Below are 17,191 nucleotides of genomic sequence, written 5' to 3'. Positions count from 1 at the left end.
CCCTCGAATAATTCCATTTAGCAATGTTGGATGTAATATTTTTGAACGGCTTACACCGGATTCCACACATTGAATGATTCGGTAAAAAATTGAAAATTTAAAAAAAACATCACCCCGGGTGCTGAAAACGTAACGCATTATGCCGAGAAGCTGTTGCAAACCTCTATCACAGTTTCAACGTCTTCGTCAGTCATTGAAGGGTCAATCGGGATACTCAAAACTTCACGGTGGAGTTGTTCATTGAGTGCGAAACTCAGATGATTCATCTCCTCATAGGCCTGTTGCTTATACGGCGGTTTAGGGTAATGGATAATACTTTCCACACCGTGGTTCGCAAGGTGTGCCTGAAGCGCTTCGCGCTGTGTACAACGTACCACAAACAGATGCCAGGTGTGCTGCTCACGCACTTCCCACTGCGGCAACTTAATAGCCGGATTCGTTATTCCAGCAAGATAGCGTGCAGCGACTTCACGACGACATTCCACTTCGGCCCAGAAGTGATTGAGTTTTACACTTAAGATAGCGGCCTGCATTTCACCCAGGCGGCTATTCACACCCTGATAAAGATTATTGTAACGTTCAAACGAACCGTAATTGCGAAGTGCGCGCAGTGCTTTATCCAGCTCGTCATCATTGGTTACGGCTGCCCCGGCATCTGCTAATGCACCCAGATTCTTACTTGGGTAGAAGCTGAAGCCGGTGGCATCGCCCCAGCTGCCGGCCGGTTTACCTTGCAAAGTCGCACCGTGCGACTGGGAAGCGTCTTCTAACACCAGCAAATTCGCTTCAGCGGCAATCGCCATAATCTCTGGCATCTCACACAGGCGACCATAGAGGTGCACTGGCATGATGACACGGGTTTTTTCCGTGATCGCGGCGCGTATTTTGGTCGGATCAAGGTTGAAATTATTCGCGTCCGGTTCAACAAAAACCGGCACCAGGTTGTTCTCAGTGATAGCCAGCACGCAGGCAATATAGGCATTGGCCTGAATGATGACCTCATCACCGTCTTTGATCTTGCCCTGAAGTTTCCAGGCGCGCAGGATCAATGTCAGGGCATCCAGCCCATTACCTAATCCGATACAGTGCTTAGCCTGGCTAAAACTGGCAAAGGCCTGTTCAAAGCGTTGCAACTCAGGTCCGAGGATGAAGTATCCCGAATCGATGACCCGGGCACATGCCGCTTTTAACTCGTCAGCATATTTAGCATTAATTTTTTTCAGGCTTAAGAACTGGATCATTCAAATTTCCCCATCCACAAGTTCAGGCGAAACATAATGTTGGTTTGGTTGATAGAAGCTTTCAGCAAACTTCTCCACATCAATTTCATAGAAGAAGTTCGTTTCATCTTCGCCATAATAACGATGAGAAATCTTCTTGATAAAGCGCAGCGCTGAGACATGCTCTTTTCGGGCATCCACAATAAGATATTTAAAGTGGTGCTCGCGCATAAAATCCCACGTCAGCAATATACTTTCCACTGCTGATGTCAGCGTTTTATTATCATTCAAAATCCAACTACCACAACGGATCGACATCCTCTCCGGATCAACATCATAGGCACGCATCGTACCTACCGTTTCCTGATTGTCTAAACGCTCAATAATGAAGTAGAACTCTTCACCATTTTGTTCGCGCTGTTTATATTTTTGCAGCCAAACTTTTTGTAACTCAGGATTATCATCAACGGCCGAGAGAAATTTATTTTTCTCCGGCGCAACACGTAAAGAGTGAATAAATGCATAATCACTCACTTCGACCAGGCGAAGTTTAATAGTTTTACCCGTTTTACTCTTCATTTGACCTCACGCCCTCTAGGAAAGCGTCATAATCACGAATATAGTCTTTCTCATTGTAATGCTCACTTGACAGCACTACGAGAGAACAATCGGGGCTGAACTCATACATCTCTAACCACACCATGCTTTTCACCAGCAAGCCTTTGGAAGGGTGATCCAACCAGTACTCATTGGTAAACTTGCCATCGTATAAGCGCACCAGCACTTTTCCTGCCATGCAGATTAAAAACTGCTGGTCGGAACGATGGGCATGGAAGCCGCGATTTTCACCATCCGTATTATGAAAAATATAAAAAATACGCTTAATATCAAACGGAACTTGCTTCATCGCTTCAAGACTTACCAGGCTGCCGCGATTGTCAATCACAGGGACCAGATCGATGAATGAATGTCGTTGCTGCAGTGAAGCAAGATCCACATTTACAGGAGGAGTTGATAGTTTCATGTTTGTCTCAGTTCTTGAGATTATGATTTAGTATTCTCTGCCTTTAAAAGACAGGTTGTATAAAAACACCCAAAAAATGAGTAGTCAAAAACTGCCAAAAGAATGCATTTACTTGATTGATGTGTATAGCCATAGGGGTGTTTTCCATTATCCTCAACGGATATATTTACCTGAATTATCCCTGTTAATCCTTTATCCACACCTTAATTAAATGTGCTTTATTTAAAATAGAGAGTCGCATAAAGACTTTCAATGCGATCTTCTTATTATATGAAAACAGTGTTTTCATCGCCGTCATATTTAGCGGCGTAAAAATAACATTTCTGACACGTAGAAATGTCGTATCTCCTTGCCAGGCCACCCGCTCTTCCATATTAAACGGGTCAGCTTTGTTGGAAAACAAACAAGCAAGGTAGCGTTCTTTCACCGCCTGATAACCATTGACGGCGATAATTTCCTCAATAATACCCGCATCCTGATAATCTTTTACGGTGTCCAGAACCTCAGCCACCGAACCCCGCTTCAGCTTATCTGCCGGTGAATAACCCTGCACTTTTGCTATCAGCCCAATGCCGCGCCGACCGGCCAGAATCTGCTCAGCAAAGGCGGTGCCACCAGGAAACGGATGACTATCAATAAAGAAATCCGTTTGTTGCATAAAGGCCATGTACTGCTCGTAGGGAATATATCTACGCAACTGCAGTCGTTGACCGAAACGCAGTTTCAGCCCCCACCACCAGAAATTATTGCGCGGGTTAGCCCCTATCAGGGTAAATGTCGCCTTCGGCCACTGCTGCAAAATTTGCCGAATCAGGGGACGAATATCTTCACCGCGAAAAGGCCGGAATTTAATTGCCGAGCCTGAAGCGACAAAGCGCAGTGCTTCAGTGAGCGGCTTTCGTTCTGGTGCGGTATCTACCGCACTGTCATTGACCGGGATACCCAGAAAGGAGGTTTGCCCGGCAATCTGTTTTTGCTTATCCAACCGCGCGCCGAAGCTGCTTAGCTGGAAGTAGAAGTCAGCAATCGCGCTACCGTAGGTAAAAGCGTGGTCGGCATGATTTACAAACCAGACCTGCAACGGCAATGCCGCTTTCACCAGCCCCACCGCCACGACGGTTGCAATATCATCAGCGTGGATGTGCAAGACTACGCGCTGATAACCCGCAACCCGCTCGCTGATGTGTAGAAGCTGCGAAACAGGATCGGTAGTGTTCAACTGATAGACCTGCTGAAAAACGGCGGCACAGCGTGCAGCGGCTTGCTCATCAATCGAACGCGTAACCAACAGGTCGGATTTTTCTGGCTGCATCTGCGCCAGTTTTTCCATCAAACGCGTGTGTCCACCAATAATGAACGCTTCCGAGATAATGTGCAGACAAGCGCCAGGGTTAACGGCCGGTTGTGGCGGCATGAGCTGTGCACAGGCTTTCTCTATCAGCGTTTGCTCCAGCGGCGCATCATCATAGATGTCACTGTCAGCCGCCTGGCATAACGCACCGTAGGCCCGAGCCAGCGTCAGCATATGCCGTAGATCTGGCTGTGCCAGCACCTGCTGCCTGAGCTCCTGCAACAGTGCCTTCATTAAGCCTCACTCCTTGCGGTGCGAATAATTAACGGCTTGCGTACCGGTGCCACATCCCCGGTAAAGTTGGCGGTGAGTGCATGGTGTCGCGCGGCAAAGAACAGGATGACCCCGCCGGATGCGCCCCACAACAGCGGGTTAAAGAACCCACCCGCCACCCATATCGAGAAGAATAACAGCGTCAGCATAACGTTTTTAAAGCGCGATTCCGGCTTGTTATAACAGAGGCCAAAAATCACCATCAGTATCGCCCCCATCCAGATGAGAACCCCGGAGTAACCCAAGGCAACAATCATGGAAAGTGACTGGTTTTCATACAGATACTTCGTCTCCTGGGCACGAATCAAACTCGGCATAAAGTAACCAATGCCATGCCCCATGACCGGAGCGGTCTCCACTTCATTCCATAGCGCATGTGTCTGTACGATGCGGAAGGAGTCTGAGGAGGTATTTTGCTGACCGATACGTGTTTCGATAACTTTGTCTATCGTGTCCCCTGCGGGAGTGAACATGTAAAGGCTGTATCCCAGTAGCGCACCGCCTAACAGCCAACTTATTTTGGTTTGCAGGTTGGCATTGAGCAGCAAGCTCAGGCCAATCAACAACACGCCGATACCCCAGAAGAAACGGGAGAAGGTCAGCAACAGGGAGATTAAAAGCAGAATAAAATAAACTGTATTACGGATACGCCCCTGTCGCTTTAACAACATCTCAGCGAACAGGACATACATCAATAAAGGCGTCGCGGAGTCGATGGGGATCTGCAAGCGCGTCAGAAAGCTGTTATCTACCCCCATTGTCATCAACTGGATGTCCCAGATTTTTGAGATCATTTTTACGATGATCAACGGGTTCATCCCGGTGACGATACCCGCAATAATTACCCCGATCTTTGCCAGTGCAATGAAAACAGCACCGTTGCGAATGGCTCGATAGGCCAGAGCATCCGCACCTAGCTTCCTGGGTATTGAAGACAAGAAACAAAAAACGGTGAAGGCCAGCAACATATCACGGCTCTGACCCACCACTTCTTTGGTGCCATTACCGTTGTTGAGTGAAAAAATAGCGTAAGCAATAACCAGCAAGAACGGGATACTGGCCAGCTTAGCAAAGCGCCCTAATGCCTTACCATCAGCGGCTAAATGCAAGGCAATAAACGGCACACACAAAATACTGCGCGCCATGATGAAATAGATGGCAAGCCTGGCAACCAGTTTCTTCGGTTCATTGATGGTGATCATAGCGCTACCTTACGATGTTATCTCGTCACTCATTGTTATTAACAGGCTCAACATTCAGGCGAAATTTCACCGTTTCAGCACGTATAGCCAGAAGAAAAACAGATTACGCAGCAAGCCATTTTTACGAATACCCGAGGAGAAGAACAGTTTTGCTCTGGCACCTACTCCGCCATTGAAAGAATCAACGTAGGCGTGCATCAGGCGGCGATCTTCGGGTTTCATGACGGAAGAGAAGTCATTTAAAAACAGCGCAGCCTGATCGCGGGTTTTCTCTATCGACTGACGGGCAGTAGCCAGTTTGGCGCGCCATGCTTTGCTCTTTAATAATTCTCCAAGCGAAAATGCCTTAGCGCCAACCTGGTTATTGCCGTGCTGACGGTAGAGAATCAAGGCATTGTCGATAAACGCGATTTTTCCGGTTGCAACAGCCAGCAGTGCGATATACCAGTCATGCATGATGGAGTGTTCAACCTGACTCGCCTTGGTTTTTTCCATCAGTGCACGGTTACAGGCCATCACACAGCCCGTCACGGAATTGCTGACCATTAATGCTGCCAGGTCAGGGTTTTTATTGATGTGCTGATAAACAAACATTGAAGGATGGATTGGGGATAAATGCCCATCCGCAACACACAAATCCGAATGCAGCAACAGAGGTTCGTCATCGTTGTGCTGCGCGAACGTTTGCATGAAGATAGCCATCTTCCCCGGCAGCCACAAATCGTCCTGGTCGCAGAAAAACGTATAGTCCGCATCACTATGCAGAATCAGGTAGTGAAAGTTCTGCCTGACGCCGCCTTTTTTACTGTTATCTAGCAACTGGATGCGGTTATCGTGCGCGCTAAGCCCGGCAACAATCGCCGTTGTACTGTCGCTGGAACTGTCATCCGAAATCAGAATACGACAGTCATACTCAGGCAAGCTGTCAAAATTCATCAATACCGACTGAATCTGCTGCCGGATATACTTTTCACCATTATAGGCCGCTAAAATAACATCAATTTTTTTCATGACATCCTGTTTTAATTAATGTGAGGATAGCCCCGACAGCGTGTTGTGAAAGCCGCTCTGGAAAATTTAGCTTTCTGCGACGACGGCACTCAGCGCTTTCTGCCAGTCAGAGAGCTTAACGCCATAATGCTGCACTTTGCTGCAATCGAGCACCGAGTAAGCGGGACGCTGTGCTGGTGTTGGGAACGCTTCAGTATTGATAGCCGTGAGCTGCGGTGCTTTGGCTAAACGCCCCTGCTGCGTTGCCTGGGTAAAAATCTGCTCGGCAAAATCGTACCAGGTCGCCTGCTGGTCGCCACAGTAGTGGTAAATGCCACCGGCTGCGGACTGCTGCAACAACACAATAATGGCCTGAGCGATATCACCGGCATAAGTCGGGCAGCCCAACTGATCGCTAACAATGCTGAGTGCATCGCGCTGTTCGCCCAGACGCAGCATGGTTTTGACAAAGTTGCTGCCATACTCGCTGAAGACCCAGGCCGTGCGAAGAATCACCGCATCCGGCAGTAGCTCCTGTACACGCTTCTCACCTTCCAGCTTGGTGCGTCCATACACACAAACCGGCGAGGTGTTGTCGGTTTCCTGATACGGCCGTTGGGCCGTACCATCAAACACATAGTCCGTTGAAACATGCACCAGGCGAGCGCCAATCAAGCGCGCAGCACGCGCCAGGTTCTCTGGTCCAGCGCTGTTAACGCGGGCGCTGTTTTCCGGTTCACTTTCTGCTTTATCTACGGCGGTATACGCCGCCGCATTGATAATGGCATCCGGCTGGAAAGCCAGCACTGCACGTTCTACTGCTGCCGCATCACCAATATCCAGCTCGCTGGACGTGGTGACACTGATCTGCCAGTCAGCCGGGAAACGGTCTTGCAGGCAGCGCCCCAACTGACCATTTCCACCCGTGAGGAGTATTTTCATAGCGCCAGCTCCTCAAGGAATTTGCCCCGTTTGTCTTTTTCTGACAGACGAGGAGTCTCAACCGGCCATTCAATCCCCACGCGCGGATCGTTCCAGATCAGACAGGCTTCATGCTCAGGCGTGTAGTAGTTGGTGCACTTGTACTCAAAGTCCGCCACATCTGACAACACCACGAATCCATGTGCCAGACCCGGTGGTACCCAGAACTGGGTTTTGTTCTCTTCGGTTAACAGTACACCGTACCACTGACCAAAAGAGGGTGAGTCAGGACGAATATCCACGGCGACGTCGTAAACGGCACCGCGTACCACACGCACTAATTTGCCCTGCGGGTTAATCGTCTGGAAGTGCATACCACGCAGAACGTCTTTCGTGGAGCGGGAGTGGTTATCCTGGACAAACTCCAGGTCAATATCCAACATCTCCTTGTAGCGGTTTTTCTCAAAGGTTTCGAGGAAGAAACCACGGCTATCACCAAATACCTGGGGCTGGATGACTTTGACACCGAGGAGTGGCGTCTCAATGATGTCCATATTAAAGACCTTCGAATTCAATCAGTTGAGTGAGATATTGACCATAGCTGGTCTTTTTCAATCCCTGTGCCAGCTGAATCACCTCTTCTGCAGAGATCCAGCCTTTACGGAAGGCAATCTCTTCAAGACAGGCAACTTTGAATCCCTGACGCTGCTCAATGGTATGGATGAATTGAGAAGCCTCTAACAAACTGTTGTGCGTGCCGGTGTCCAGCCAGGCGAATCCACGACCCAGGATTTCTACATTCAGCTTGCCGCGACCGAGGTACATCTCATTCAGCGTGGTGATTTCCAGCTCACCGCGTGGAGAAGGTTTAACCTCTTTGGCCATGTCGACCACGTCTTTGTCGTAGAAATAGAGCCCGGTAACTGCCCAGTTCGATTTTGGCTCAACCGGCTTCTCTTCCAGAGAGATTGCGCGGAAGTCTTTATCGAAAGCCACCACACCAAAACGCTCTGGGTCCATCACCTGGTAACCAAACACCGTTGCGCCATCCTGACGCTCCGCGACGTTCTCCAGCTTACGGCCAAAACTTTCACCGTAGAAAATGTTATCGCCCAGCACCAGTGCACAACGGTCGCCGTTGATGAACTGCTCACCGATCAGGAAGGCCTGTGCCAGTCCATCCGGGCTTGGCTGTACTGCATAGCTCAATGCAATACCAAACTGGCTACCATCACCTAGCAGACGCTGAAAACCAGGCAGGTCTTCTGGTGTTGAAATAATCAGGATGTCTTTAATACCCGCCAGCATTAACACTGAGATCGGATAATAGACCATAGGTTTGTCATAAATCGGCAGCAACTGTTTAGAAACGCCTCGGGAAATTGGATATAACCGCGTACCTGAGCCACCAGCCAGAACAATACCTTTCATAAGATTAACCCTTCGTAATTAGTGAGAAAGACCAGGACGAGAATGATGAGCTGTCTTATTCTGAACGTTCTTAATCCAGTCGTTGTTGGTTAGATACCACTCCACTGTTTTACGGATTCCACTTTCAAATGTTTCTGCTGGCTTCCAGCCAAGCTCACGATCTATTTTTCCTGCGTCGATCGCGTAACGATAATCATGTCCAGGGCGATCAGTTACAGAAGTAATTAGGTCACTGTAATTCACCACACCTTGTGGTTTTTCCGGTGCCAGTTCTTCTAACAGCGCACAAATTGTTTTAACAACATCAATATTTTTACGTTCGTTATGACCGCCAATATTATAAGTTTCCCCAACCACACCGGTGGTGACGACCAGATATAAAGCGCGAGCATGGTCTTCTACAAACAGCCAGTCACGAATCTGTTGGCCATTACCATAAACCGGCAACGGTTTACCGGCTAAGGCGTTGAGGATCATCAGCGGAATTAATTTTTCCGGGAAATGATACGGACCATAGTTATTCGAGCAATTGGTTACCAGAACTGGCAAACCATACGTACGCTGCCAGGCGCGCACCAGGTGATCGCTGGCGGCTTTCGAAGCACTGTATGGGCTGCTTGGTGCATATGGCGTGGTTTCTGTGAACAGATCATCCACCCCGTGCAGATCGCCATACACTTCATCGGTCGAGATGTGGTGGAAGCGGAAGGCTTCACGACGCTCGCTATCCAACGCCTGCCAGTAACGGCGAGCCGCTTCCAGTAAGGTAAAGGTGCCATTGATATTGGTCTGAATAAATGCACCAGGGCCATCAATAGAGCGATCGACGTGACTTTCTGCCGCCAGGTGCATTACCGCATCGGGTTGGAAATGGTCAAAAAGTTCCGCCATTTTTTTTGCATCACAAATATCCGCCTGGGCAAAATGGTAGCGTGGATTTTCATTCACACTGGCCAGAGAGTCAGGGTTGCCTGCATAAGTCAGGCTATCTACGACCAGAACAGTGTCGTTGGTATTTTCAATAATGTGACGTACTACAGCCGAACCAATAAATCCGGCTCCACCCGTTACGATAATTTTCATTTTTCCCTCTGAAGGTAATAATGCAGCAGAAATCCGTTACTGTTCCCAGTAGCGCTTGTGCATACTCAGCGACCTGGTGACGTTAGCCGGAAGTGCGCGATAGTTTTGCCCTAATTTGTATCCGAGAATCTTGAAGAAGTTGTGTAGAAATGCAGAAGGTAAATAAAGGACGCCATTTTTAACTAAATAGTTAATTTCCGAGAATATAAAATTCTTTCCTTCTCCACCGGCACCGCCGAATTTTTCTCTTATCCAGCTTTCCTTGCCATGAAACACACCGATGTCAAAGTAACGTTTAAACTCTTCCATGCAACTGTAATTATGTGAATGCCTCACCTGCGAGTCAGCAACATAAGCCAGTTTGTAACCAGACATCACCGCTTTTGCGACAAAGAACATATCTTCGCTCAGTATCGTATCGCTAGGAAAACCCCCTAGCTCGCGAAATACGGATAGGCGATACGCAGCAAATGAGTTTGAAGAAAATACCGTTTTCAAACCCGCGGTCGGAATATCTTCGAGTGAATACGTTCTGCTCTGCTGGCGATAATTAAACGCTCGTGCGTGGCTGGCGATGGGGTTGGCATCCAGATGCGGCAGCTGGCGTCCGTAGGCGCAGGCGACATCGGCATCGGCAAAGCACGCCACTAAGCTTTCCAGACTTCCCGGCTCCAGCAGCGCATCCTGCGTCAGGAAGACCACCACTTCAGAATCTTCGGGGGCCAGACTGGCTGCCAGATTGCGGGTGCCACCGTGATTGAACTCACGAGATGAAATGTGCTTAACCGCAAAACCGGCCTCTTCTGCCCATTTCACCGTGTCATCTTTGCTGCCGGAATCAACGACCAGCACTGAAAAGTTGGCTGGGAGATTTGACGAAATTCTTTCCACAGCCTGTTTCCACACGTCACCACCGTTATAGGTCGGGATCGTCAGAAAATATTTCATGATTGTTTCCTGTCAGCCTGGAAGCCCGATGACTTCGGATGGCATCGGGCTCTACACGAAATGGGTTGTTTTGCTCTGAACACGCCACCGCTTAAAGTGGCGTGTGTCAGAATTAATCCCAGTGACGTGTGTAGTACAGCGTTTCGGTACTGGTGTTGATGCCGGTAACGGTTGGCAGGATCTGGTTGATCACGCGGTTCCAACGTACCAACGGTGCGGCAGTCACATAGACGATGTCATACGGACGCAGTTTGAAATCGGCTGCCATAACCATGGCTGAAGCGTCTTTCGCATTCAGTTGGTAGATATCAGCAATTTTGCCACCGCGTGAACCGGTCGGACGGATAACAAATACGCCTGTGGCATCTGAAAGTTCCTGATTCAGACCACCACCATTACCCAACGCTTCCGCCAGCGTCATTCCGCTGCGATCCATCACCAGGGTGCCTGGTTTCAGGACTTCACCCATGACAAACACTTTGAGATTGTCATTGCGCGGAACATAGAGGATATCGCCAGGGGTCAGCAGACGGTTCTGCATCAGGTCGCCGCGCTGCATCAGATCGTACAGTGAAATCAGCGTATCTTTACCGGCATGGGTCAACACTACGTTACGCCAGTCGGCATCGGCAGCCAGGCCACCCGCTGCGTTAACGGCATCCAGCACGGTCAAAGGAATATTGGTGACAGGCTGCTGACCAGAAGTGGTCACAGCACCGCTGACGTACACCTTCTGTGAACGGAAGGCGGCAATACTGACGTCAACCTGTGGGCTTTCAATGTAGGTAGCAAGGCGGCGCGTCACTTCATCACGCACTTGCATCACGGTTTTCCCGACCACAGACACTTTACCGATGTACGGATAGAAGATGGTGCCGTCTGAGTTCACCCAGTTACCCGTGTCACTGGCGCTACGGTACTGCCCTGCTGGTGTGGTGAGTTCCGGGTGATCCCATACGGTGATCATCAGCACATCACCAATACCGATATGGTATTCGTAGTTTCTGAGCTGTTCAGCGAGTTGAGGGTTTTCACGCGACAGCACCGGCGGCGTGCGTAACTGGTTTAATACCCCAGGCGTGATAGGAATAATGTTGACCGCCTTGTCGAGATCAAAATCCTTATCAGCCGGTTTCTCAACGTTCTTCCCCCAGCTACTCAGGTTCTGACCAGGGATAACAGTACAGCCGCTTAAAACACCTACTGCCAGGGCTAGAGCAGATAATTTCACCAGATTTTTATTCATAGTTCCTGGATCATCCCGGATAAATAAAAGTTCATGTTAAACACCACTGTTCCCGCTGAAATAACTGGAGAAAGACTGAGGAGTTACCCTACGCACATTAAAATGATGCTTTTATTGCATAGCAGATATTTTTTACCGTTACCGGTAAAAAGACACGCTACCGCCCTTGGTTTTCCAGCTACCAATGCACTAAAAACATCTTCATAATTTTTAGATATGAAAGTCCCCGCCGATATCTTTGTTATTCAAAGATTCGGTGTAATAAGCCTGTAGTATTTTTATGCGTTCAAGACGCAGGTATCGACTCAGCTCATTCGGGTTCTATATAAAAAATCCTTTCATATCATTGAGTTACAGCTCACGCTGTAGATTAAAAACACATTAATAAGCATACGATAAACTTATTGATGTATTTTCATGCGAAAAACAAAGCAGATACCGCGCGCATATTCAGCACGAAGATATTTATATTTAAAATTTCTCAAAGCAAATCAGCACGGCACCTACAGAAAAACACTGCTGGTTATGCTGATTGATTTAGTTAAATTTTGATCTTTGTTTGTCTGGCTCCATGAGACGTTTCATCTTTCCTGAAATTTAGTGATAAAGGTAACTTCCGACGCAATCTATGGCATCAGTGAAATCTTTAATTTGAAACTGAGGTGCTACTACTCAAAATACAAAGCGACAGTTTGTGGCAGAGTGACCTGCTTGCAGCTGCCAGCGATACATTGAGTTGCTGTAAACCCAGAAAGCCGATACGGGCTTTTGGGGTCACCATCAAACAAGCAAACTTTTATGTTCATGATGGTCCTCAATTGTTGTGACGTTCACCCTTCAGACTAAACCAGCGTTTTAAGATTTAATCCTATTGCGCAAGTCACTCAGCTTGATGTTGGGCTAGTGCGAGTAGGTATACTACTAATCTGGGCAACTTCGCAAGAGAACATAAGCTTTATAACAGTTTTTTTTCGCATTTGATTAAGATTGGGGCAAAGAAACAACGTATTGTCCTAATAATCCAGGAATAATCTTGGTTAAATAAAATGATATAACAGACATATTCCTAAACCCTTTCTTGAGCAGAAAATTACCTGATTTAATTGCCCTGCGGAACAAGTCACAAGCGCAATAGTCAGGTCCCTATATATCCTTATCAGCACTTAATCCCTTAATAGTTTCATCAAAACTCCAGATAATTCCTGGGTACTAATCCGAATGCAACCTGTGACTAAACTCAACTTTTTACCTCTAATCTAGTCCTAAGTTGATGATTTATACCCCGAAGGGTCAGTTTGATCATTTTTTGCACCAAAGGTCAGTTTTGCTAACATTGCTGCCCTGATGGTTTAAGACTTTATGGAATCATTTACGCTCCACAAGCCTAAAAAATGACCACAAAAAAGTACATAAAACCACCAGTGCAATGCGGTGTTATAGGTACTTTGTTACCGCCTCACTTGTTTCCAGATATAAATATCTTTGATGGCTTTAAGGATATCCGGGGCAAAATGAGGCTCTTGTCACGCTTATATAAAGCACCAACAATTCATCAGCTACACTTATATTTAGGGAGTGATAGTAGGCTACATCTGACCGTCCTGCCGCCCATGTTAAGACAATTTTTCATTTAGAAACAATTAAATACAGTTTTATGTCACCTCCCGAGCAGTGTTTACGCTGCCTGTAGCAAAATTACAAAATCCAGATGCTAATGAAATTGATAACCATTATCGCCCCGATAAAATTTTGAGCGTGTCTTTTTTCTCTTCACCAAGGATATGTGACCTCTCATGAACAGACCGGTTTTCAAGCTCTCGCTGCTGAGTACTTTCGTTGCGAGCTGCATTTTTATGCCTGCAGCTCAAGCAGTTAGCACATCTACCTCCAGCACATCTGAACAGAATGACGCATTAAAAGTCAGCAACACCCAGTCGGCACAGGACAATACCCTGGTGGTAACAGCCCGTGAGCAGACCCTACAGGCACCTGGCGTGTCGGTGATTGATAGCGAAGCCATTAAGAAGCACCCAATTGCCCGAGACGTCTCCGAAATCATTCGTACTATGCCGGGTGTTAACCTCACCGGTAACTCCACCAGCGGCCAGCGCGGTAACAACCGCCAGATCGATATTCGCGGTATGGGCCCGGAAAATACGCTGATTTTGATTGACGGCATGCCAGTGAGCAGCCGTAACTCAGTGCGCTATGGCTGGCGAGGAGAGCGCGATACGCTGGGAGACAGCAACTGGGTCCCTGCTGAGATGATTGATCGCATTGAAGTGATTCGTGGCCCCGCTGCGGCGCTGTATGGCAACGGAGCCATGGGTGGCGTGGTGAATATCATCACGAAGAAAGCCGAGAATACCTGGCATGGCGGACTGAATACCTACTTCAACGCGCCGGAGCATAAGCAAGAAGGTGCCACCAGGCGTTACAACGCCAACCTGAGCGGCGCGATAGCAGATAACCTGACGTTGCAGCTGTATGGCAACTGGAGCAAGACTCAGGCTGACGCGCAAAACATTAACGCAGGTCACGAAGCGGCACGTACCGGTACTTATGCCGGTACGGTTCCTGCCGGTCGCGAAGGGGTGATTGATAAAGATGTGCATGCCGCGCTGCGTTGGGATTTTGCTCCGATGCAGTCACTGGAGCTAGACGCTGGCTTTAGCCGTCAGGGCAATCTGTATGCTGGCGATACGCAGAATACCAACTCAAACGCGCTGGTCGTGGCCAACTACGGTAAGGAAACCAATGTTATCTATCGTCAGACGTTGGCCCTGAAGTACACCGGGGCCTGGGATAATGGGGTGAGCACTAATAACTATATCCAGTTTGAGAAAACGCGTAACAAGCGTATCAATGAGGGATTAGCGGGCGGCACGGAGGGGATTTTCAGTACCACCAATACCGGTTTCTCCACCATTTATCTGAACGATACTAACCTGCACTCCGATGTAAATATTCCGCTCGACTTGTGGGTCAATCAGACACTCACCTTCGGCGCTGAGATGAATCATCAGACCATGAAGGACCCGATTTCGAATACCCAGGCACTGAGTGGTGGCAGTGTAGAGGGCATCAGCAGTTCACGTAGTGAGTACAGTGCTGCCGATATCTATGGTTTCTATGCGGAAGACAATATCGACCTGACGGAGTCCACTAAGCTGACACCAGGGCTACGGTTTAACTATCAGACCATCAGTGGCAGTAACTGGAGCCCGGCACTGAATATGTCGCAGGATCTCGGCAGTGATTTTACCCTGAAGTTGGGTATCGCCCGTGCCTGGAAAGCCCCGAACCTCTATCAGACCAACCCGAACTATCTGTTATATAGCAACGGTCAGGGCTGTTATAACAGCTCCAGCAGCTGCTATCTGCAAGGGAACAAGGATCTGAAGGCAGAAACCAGCATCAATAAAGAGATTGGCATTGAGTACAATCATGATGACGTGCAGGCTGGCCTGACCTGGTATCGCAACGATTACCGCAACAAGATCGAAGCCGGTTATACCTCCACCTACAACAACGGCACGTCCAATGTGTATAAGTGGGAGAACGTGCCAAAAGCCGTGGTTGAAGGCCTGGAAGGAACGCTGAACTTCCCAATCTCTGACAACATTTCAATGAAGAACAACTTTACTTACATCATTGAAAATAAAAACAAAACCACTGGCGACTATCTCTCCATCATTCCTAAGTACACCATTAACTCCACGCTGGAGTGGCAGGCCACTAACGATCTCTCTGTACAAGGCACCATGACCTGGTACGGTCGCCAGAAACCGAAGAAATATAACTATAAGGGTGAAGCCGTGAGCGGCAGTGAAACCTGGACCGTGGCGCCTTATGCGTTGTTCGGCGCCAGCGCCACCTACACCATTAACAAGTATGTCGATTTGACGGCGGGGATCGATAACCTGTTGGATAAACGCCATTTCCGCGAGGGTAATGCGCAGACTACAGGCAACTCCACCACCGGTGCCTATCTGTATGGGGCTGGCGCAAATACCTATAACGAGTCTGGCCGTACTTACTACATGGAATTGGGCATGCATTTCTGATGTGAGTGGACCTGCCGGAAAACCGGCAGGTCTGAACCGCTGTATGCCAGCCATGCTATCGCCGTGGGGTTGGCCCTTTCTGACACGCCTTTCACGATCCCAGTTTCACACAATTAACCATTCAACATCGCGGTTCTCCGTTACCATAAGTGCGCTTCCTTTGGAGAGTGGACGTGTTCGCATGGAGAGCCGTAATGCGTAGCAAAATTCTGGTGAGTGCCTGTTTAATGGGTCTTAAGGTTCGTTATAACGGTAGCGATAAAAAAGTCGTGGCAGAGATCCTCACACGTTGGCAGCAAGAAGGTCGGCTGGTTGTCCATTGTCCGGAGCTGGCAGCGGGTCTGCTCACTCCCCGACTGCCCGCAGAGATTATTCATGGCAGCGGCGATAAGGTGTTAAGTGGCTGCGCCCAGGTACAGGAGAGCGATGGCCAGGACGTCACGGCACAGTATGTGCTGGCCGGTTGGTTGGCTGTTGCTGCCGCGCAGGCTGAAGGTTGTCGTTTTGCCTTGCTGAGCGATGGCAGTCCAACCTGCGGCAGTCAGTACATCTACGATGGTAGCTTTAGCGGTGTGAAGCACCCTGGTGCTGGCATTGCAGCCACCTTGTTACGTCAGCAGGGTGTTGAGGTTTTTTCGGAACAGCAGTTGGAAGCATTGATCAGGCGGGTGCACCAGTACGAGGCACAAGGCGGAGAGTAAATCGCCCTAACGCATAAACCGATAACCCACGCCATTTTCCGTAATGAAGTGCACCGGTTGAGCGGGGATCTGTTCCAGCTTTTGCCGCAGATTACCCATGTAGATACGCAGGTACTGGCTGTTGTCAGCGTGAGGCCCCCACACTTGTTTCAGAATTTGTGTCTGGGTAAGTACCTTACCGGGATGCGCCACCAGCAGTGCGAGCAGGCGAAATTCTGTGGGGGTGAGGTGGATATGCTCCCCTGCCCGTAATACGGTGCGCGCGCTGAGGTTGACGGTGACATCGCCAAAGGTGATGGCCTGCTCTTTTTCACCTTCATGGCGTCGCAGTGCCACTCTGACTCTGGCTTGCAGTTCGCCTACGCCAAACGGTTTGCTGAGGAAATCGTCAGCGCCCGCGTCCAACGCGGCAATTTTGTCTTCTTCATCGGTGCGTGCCGAGAGCACAATCACAGGCTTATTGCTCCACTGGCGGAATTCACGAATAAATTGCATACCATCGCCATCTGGCAGACCCAAGTCGAGGATGACGAGATCAGGTCTACGGCTCGCCGCGCTACTCAGACCATGTGCCAGCGTATCCGCTTCCCACACTTTTACCTCTTCATTTTCCAACGCCTGACGTAAGAAGCGGCTGATCTGTTTTTCGTCATCAATGATTAAAATCGTCTGCACTGCGGGTATCCGGTTACGGGAAGCGATTCCGGCAGCATAGCAGCCTGCCGGATCGCCTG

15 protein-coding genes are annotated in these 17,191 nt (G+C 48.9%); 2 read left to right on the top strand and 13 right to left on the bottom strand.

What is annotated here, in order from left to right:
* Positions 1-137 precede the first annotated feature (137 nt).
* The 12 genes from B880_RS0107805 to B880_RS0107750 all read right to left on the bottom strand — a co-directional run bounded on the left by B880_RS0107805 (position 138) and on the right by B880_RS0107750 (position 11,689).
* The gene (locus B880_RS0107805; RefSeq protein ID WP_017346836.1) at positions 138-1,241 is read right to left on the bottom strand and encodes a DegT/DnrJ/EryC1/StrS family aminotransferase; all 1,104 of its coding nucleotides are present in this window, start codon (positions 1,239-1,241) and stop codon (positions 138-140) included.
* Positions 1,242-1,799, bottom strand: a complete 558-nt coding sequence (locus B880_RS0107800; RefSeq protein WP_017346835.1) for a GNAT family N-acetyltransferase — start codon at positions 1,797-1,799, stop codon at positions 1,242-1,244.
* Positions 1,789-2,244, bottom strand: coding sequence for a sugar 3,4-ketoisomerase (locus B880_RS0107795; protein WP_083482075.1), 456 nt, complete (start codon positions 2,242-2,244; stop codon positions 1,789-1,791). The genes B880_RS0107800 and B880_RS0107795 overlap by 11 nt, the downstream gene beginning before the upstream one ends.
* A 184-nt stretch (positions 2,245-2,428) precedes the next feature.
* Entirely contained in the window at positions 2,429-3,829 is a 1,401-nt protein-coding gene (locus B880_RS0107790; protein ID WP_017346833.1) for a hypothetical protein, read from the bottom strand.
* A complete protein-coding gene (locus B880_RS0107785; RefSeq protein WP_017346832.1) occupies positions 3,829-5,070 on the bottom strand; it encodes an O-antigen ligase family protein in 1,242 nt (413 codons plus the stop codon). Before B880_RS0107785 ends, B880_RS0107790 begins: the two co-directional genes overlap by 1 nt.
* Before the next feature lie 66 nt (positions 5,071-5,136).
* Entirely contained in the window at positions 5,137-6,081 is a 945-nt protein-coding gene (locus B880_RS0107780; RefSeq protein WP_017346831.1) for a glycosyltransferase family 2 protein, read from the bottom strand.
* Positions 6,082-6,147: 66 nt separating this feature from the next.
* Positions 6,148-7,002, bottom strand: a complete 855-nt coding sequence (rfbD, locus tag B880_RS0107775) for a dTDP-4-dehydrorhamnose reductase (RefSeq protein WP_017346830.1) — start codon at positions 7,000-7,002, stop codon at positions 6,148-6,150.
* Positions 6,999-7,535, bottom strand: coding sequence for a dTDP-4-dehydrorhamnose 3,5-epimerase (rfbC, locus tag B880_RS0107770; protein WP_017346829.1), 537 nt, complete (start codon positions 7,533-7,535; stop codon positions 6,999-7,001). The genes rfbD and rfbC overlap by 4 nt, the downstream gene beginning before the upstream one ends.
* A 1-nt stretch (position 7,536) precedes the next feature.
* On the bottom strand, positions 7,537-8,412 hold the full coding sequence (gene rfbA, locus B880_RS0107765; protein WP_017346828.1) for a glucose-1-phosphate thymidylyltransferase RfbA: 876 nt from the start codon (positions 8,410-8,412) through the stop codon (positions 7,537-7,539).
* Positions 8,413-8,430: 18 nt separating this feature from the next.
* Complete coding sequence (gene rfbB, locus B880_RS0107760; RefSeq protein WP_017346827.1) at positions 8,431-9,495, bottom strand: dTDP-glucose 4,6-dehydratase; 1,065 nt, start codon at positions 9,493-9,495, stop codon at positions 8,431-8,433.
* A gap of 36 nt (positions 9,496-9,531) precedes the next feature.
* Complete coding sequence (locus tag B880_RS0107755) at positions 9,532-10,443, bottom strand: glycosyltransferase family 2 protein (RefSeq protein ID WP_017346826.1); 912 nt, start codon at positions 10,441-10,443, stop codon at positions 9,532-9,534.
* A gap of 112 nt (positions 10,444-10,555) precedes the next feature.
* On the bottom strand, positions 10,556-11,689 hold the full coding sequence (locus tag B880_RS0107750) for a polysaccharide export protein (RefSeq protein ID WP_017346825.1): 1,134 nt from the start codon (positions 11,687-11,689) through the stop codon (positions 10,556-10,558).
* A gap of 1,793 nt (positions 11,690-13,482) precedes the next feature.
* Between B880_RS0107750 and B880_RS0107745 the strand changes: the two genes are divergently transcribed.
* Positions 13,483-15,756: a TonB-dependent siderophore receptor gene (locus B880_RS0107745; protein WP_017346824.1), complete on the top strand. Its 2,274-nt coding sequence runs from the start codon at positions 13,483-13,485 to the stop codon at positions 15,754-15,756.
* Between the two features lie 194 nt (positions 15,757-15,950).
* The gene (locus tag B880_RS0107740) at positions 15,951-16,457 is read left to right on the top strand and encodes a DUF523 domain-containing protein (RefSeq protein ID WP_017346823.1); all 507 of its coding nucleotides are present in this window, start codon (positions 15,951-15,953) and stop codon (positions 16,455-16,457) included.
* Between the two features lie 6 nt (positions 16,458-16,463).
* On the opposite strand, the gene kdpE is transcribed toward B880_RS0107740, so the two are convergent.
* Positions 16,464-17,132 (bottom strand): two-component system response regulator KdpE, encoded by a 669-nt coding sequence (gene kdpE / locus B880_RS0107735; RefSeq protein WP_017346822.1) that lies wholly within the window; start codon positions 17,130-17,132, stop codon positions 16,464-16,466.
* Positions 17,133-17,191 lie beyond the last annotated feature (59 nt).

Origin of the sequence: Pantoea sp. A4, assembly GCF_000295955.2 — a bacterium.
Lineage (GTDB): Bacteria > Pseudomonadota > Gammaproteobacteria > Enterobacterales > Enterobacteriaceae > Pantoea > Pantoea multigeneris.
The sequence above is the reverse complement of the archived record's forward strand: the minus strand, read 5'-3'. Positions and strand labels throughout refer to the sequence as shown.

Coding starts and splice junctions, on each gene's coding strand:
- B880_RS0107780 (WP_017346831.1), bottom strand. CDS start 6,081: ATGAAAAAAATTGATGTTATTTTAGCGGCCTATAATGGTGAAAAGTAT.
- rfbA (WP_017346828.1), bottom strand. CDS start 8,412: ATGAAAGGTATTGTTCTGGCTGGTGGCTCAGGTACGCGGTTATATCCA.
- B880_RS0107800 (WP_017346835.1), bottom strand. CDS start 1,799: ATGAAGAGTAAAACGGGTAAAACTATTAAACTTCGCCTGGTCGAAGTG.
- B880_RS0107785 (WP_017346832.1), bottom strand. CDS start 5,070: ATGATCACCATCAATGAACCGAAGAAACTGGTTGCCAGGCTTGCCATC.
- B880_RS0107755 (WP_017346826.1), bottom strand. CDS start 10,443: ATGAAATATTTTCTGACGATCCCGACCTATAACGGTGGTGACGTGTGG.
- B880_RS0107805 (WP_017346836.1), bottom strand. CDS start 1,241: ATGATCCAGTTCTTAAGCCTGAAAAAAATTAATGCTAAATATGCTGAC.
- rfbD (WP_017346830.1), bottom strand. CDS start 7,002: ATGAAAATACTCCTCACGGGTGGAAATGGTCAGTTGGGGCGCTGCCTG.
- rfbC (WP_017346829.1), bottom strand. CDS start 7,535: ATGGACATCATTGAGACGCCACTCCTCGGTGTCAAAGTCATCCAGCCC.
- B880_RS0107740 (WP_017346823.1), top strand. CDS start 15,951: ATGCGTAGCAAAATTCTGGTGAGTGCCTGTTTAATGGGTCTTAAGGTT.
- B880_RS0107745 (WP_017346824.1), top strand. CDS start 13,483: ATGAACAGACCGGTTTTCAAGCTCTCGCTGCTGAGTACTTTCGTTGCG.
- B880_RS0107795 (WP_083482075.1), bottom strand. CDS start 2,244: ATGAAACTATCAACTCCTCCTGTAAATGTGGATCTTGCTTCACTGCAG.
- rfbB (WP_017346827.1), bottom strand. CDS start 9,495: ATGAAAATTATCGTAACGGGTGGAGCCGGATTTATTGGTTCGGCTGTA.
- B880_RS0107750 (WP_017346825.1), bottom strand. CDS start 11,689: ATGAATAAAAATCTGGTGAAATTATCTGCTCTAGCCCTGGCAGTAGGT.
- B880_RS0107790 (WP_017346833.1), bottom strand. CDS start 3,829: ATGAAGGCACTGTTGCAGGAGCTCAGGCAGCAGGTGCTGGCACAGCCA.